Source organism: Rodentibacter mrazii, from assembly GCF_001998825.1.
Lineage (GTDB): Bacteria > Pseudomonadota > Gammaproteobacteria > Enterobacterales > Pasteurellaceae > Rodentibacter > Rodentibacter mrazii.
Genome location: NZ_MLHG01000065.1, coordinates 1 through 3,121 on the forward strand (window position 1 = coordinate 1; position 3,121 = coordinate 3,121).

At 37.0% G+C, this 3,121-nt stretch carries 2 protein-coding genes; both read left to right on the forward strand.

What is annotated here, in order from left to right; all coding sequences use genetic code 11:
* Positions 1-55: 55 nt before the first annotated feature.
* Positions 56-1,114, forward strand: a complete 1,059-nt coding sequence (locus tag BKK47_RS09585) for an ornithine cyclodeaminase (protein WP_077494629.1) — start codon at positions 56-58, stop codon at positions 1,112-1,114.
* 121 nt (positions 1,115-1,235) lie between these two features.
* Positions 1,236-2,636: a Na+/H+ antiporter NhaC gene (nhaC, locus tag BKK47_RS09590; protein WP_077494630.1), complete on the forward strand. Its 1,401-nt coding sequence runs from the start codon at positions 1,236-1,238 to the stop codon at positions 2,634-2,636.
* Positions 2,637-3,121: the final 485 nt, after the last annotated feature.

Here is a 3,121-nt window from a genome sequence, read left to right on the forward strand (position 1 = left end):
CTAGGATTGTCATAACAATTCATTAATATTTTATTAACCCAAAAGGAGAGAAGTTATGTCATATCCATCCACTATCGCAGGAAGTTTGCCAACTATTATCATCAGCCCACAAGATGTTGCCAATATCATCCAACACCAAGGCTTCAAAGAAACGCTGGAGGGCATGAGAAACTATATCTTAGACGATTATCTCAATTGGGATTCTTTTGATAAAACCCCTCGAATTTCCAATCACGTTTCTGACGGGGTATTAGAATTAATGCCTATCGCCAATCAACAGCAGTACAGTTTCAAATATGTAAATTGTCATCCTAAAAATCCAAATGAGGGGCTTTCGACTATTTTAGCCTTTGGTGCGTTGATCAGTAATGATACGGGACAGCCCGATGTTATTAGTGAATTTACCCTTACTACCGCCTTGCGTACTGCAGCGACTTCTGTACTTGCCGCTCAATATCTTGCACGCCCAAATAGTAAACGAATGGCAATTATCGGCAATGGTTGTCAAAGTGAGTTTCAAGCTCTAGCCTTTTATCATTTGCTTGGTATTGAAGAATTGGCTTTATTTGATATTGATCGAAAAGCAAGTGAAAAACTCGCCGGAAATTTGGCAAATACCTCATTAAAAATTGAGATTTTTGATACTGTGGCACAAGCTGTCAAAAATGCGGATATTATTACCACAGTAACCGCTGAATATTCAAAAGCGAATATTATCACACCGGAAATGATTGAAGCAGGAATGCACATTAATGCAGTGGGGGGCGATAATATCAATAAAACGGAATTACACGTAGATGTAGTAAAAAATGCTCGTGTGTTTGTCGAATTCGAGCCTCAAACACGGATTGAAGGTGAATTGCAAAATATGCCTGCCGATTTTCCTGTTACGCCATTATTTGAAATCTTCCAAAAAAGGGAATCAGCTCGCCAATCTGAGGAGGAAGTCACTTTGTTTGATTCTGTGGGATTTGCTATTGAAGATTTCTCAGCCATTCGATATATGAATGATACAGCGATCAAATTAGGTTTAGCGCGTCCGTTGTCACTTACTCCGGATTTGAAAGATCCAAAAGACTTATTTGGTTACCTCACAGATTATACAAATCTTTAATCATTCTACAATGTCAGTTAGATAATAAGGATATGTGCAATGATGTATTAAGCACAATTATATTTTTCATTAAAAAGTACAATTCTCCCACTTGAATTGTACTTCTCAGGAGGAGATTTGTATGTCGAATACAAAATTTCAAATACCAAATCAGCAAATTGATATCCCTTTCCTGTATGCATTACTGCCGGTTCTTGTGATGGTTATAGCAATGGCAGTTTCCATTATTAAGTTTGAGGCCTCACCACATGTTCCTTTAATTATTGGTGCGATTACAGCAACATTGGTTGCAATGAAATTTGGTTATCGCTGGGATACCATTGAACAGGGCATTTACCGAGGTATTAAAATGGCTCTCCCTGCCATAGTGATCATTATTATGATTGGGCTTACAATCGGTGCTTGGTTAGGCGGTGGAATTGTTGCAACAATGATTTATTATGGTTTAAAACTGATTTCACCATCGTTATTTCTGTTCACGATTTGCATTATTTGTGGGGTAGTCACACTTTCTATTGGTAGCTCTTGGTCAACAATGGGAACCATCGGTGTCGCCGCAATTGGCATTGGTTTAAGCATCGGGATCCCAACACCAATGGTAGCCGGTGCTGTGATTTCAGGAGCTTATTTTGGGGATAAAATGTCTCCACTTTCTGATACTACTAACCTTGCCTCAGGAATTACCGGTACCGATTTATTTGAGCATATTAAACATATGCTTACTACAACATTACCAGCTTATCTTATCGCATTAGGTTTTTATTTATATATAGGTATGCAATTTGGCTCTTCACATGCAAATCTCTCTCATATCCAGTCCATAATGGAAAAAATTACCGAAAATTTTGTTATCAGCCCTTGGTTATTGGCAGTTCCGGTGATTGTTGTATTATTGGTTATGAAAAAAGTTCCTGCGATTCCGGCATTAACAATTGGAATACTACTTGGTACACTCTGCCACATTATTATACAAGGTAGTGATGTAGGTACGGCTGTTAAAACCCTACACGATGGGTTTAAAATTCAAAGCGGACACAAGGTCATTGATACCTTGTTCAACCGTGGTGGAATTGAATCAATGATGTACACCATTTCTCTAACCATTGTTGCAATGAGCTTTGGCGGAATTGCCGAACAAACAGGAATGCTGAGATCAGTTGTTTCAACGATTTTACATTTTGCCCGCAACGCCGCTATGTTAATTATTGCCACAATTTTTTCTTCAGTCGTCACAAATTGTACAACTTCAGAGCAATATATTTCTATTTTATTACCCGGCAGAATGTATGTTACAGCCTATAAAGAACGGAAATTACACTCTAAAAATCTCTCTCGTGCTTTAGAAGACGGAGGTACAGTCACATCCGTACTCGTGCCTTGGAATACTTGTGGCGTATATGCTTACTCAATGCTTCAAGTCAGTGCATTTGAATATGCGCCTTATGCCGTTTTTAATTACACCGTTCCTCTGCTGGCAATTATGTTTGCTCTATTTAATATTAAAATTGAACGGATTGAATGAGGTGTATAAATTCGCAAAATATTTTGCATAACCCACTTCTAACTTTTATGTAAAAACAAAAATGTCCTTTAAATCATCGTTAAAGGACATTAAATCCAACTGACTATTCATCCTCTGTAAAAACCAACAGCCATTGCCACAGCAATAAAACCTTACTATATTCGTTGAAGAGAGCAATCCGGTAATCAAGTTAATGTTCATACAAAAATATCTCAGTGTGCTTACCCCTCTTTCTATCATATAGACATATCACCGAACTTAAACTCACATAGTGTAAAAACGTTCAATCAAAGATAAATGTTAATGCCCTTAGCCTTTTGATCTTTTCATATAAAATCTTTTCCTTCTAGGTAATTATCTTGATTTAATCCCTTTAACTTCTAATTGCCAGAAAGTAAAGAAGCAATTTAAGTCCATATAATTCAATTTTTAAACGTAGAAAAAACTTTTTATAAATACAATCCATCATTAACCGAGTATTGAGA

Excerpts from the sequence above, each read along its gene's own strand:
- BKK47_RS09585 (WP_077494629.1), top strand. The coding sequence starts at position 56 with ATGTCATATCCATCCACTATCGCAGGAAGTTTGCCAACTATTATCATC.
- nhaC (WP_077494630.1), top strand. The coding sequence starts at position 1,236 with ATGTCGAATACAAAATTTCAAATACCAAATCAGCAAATTGATATCCCT.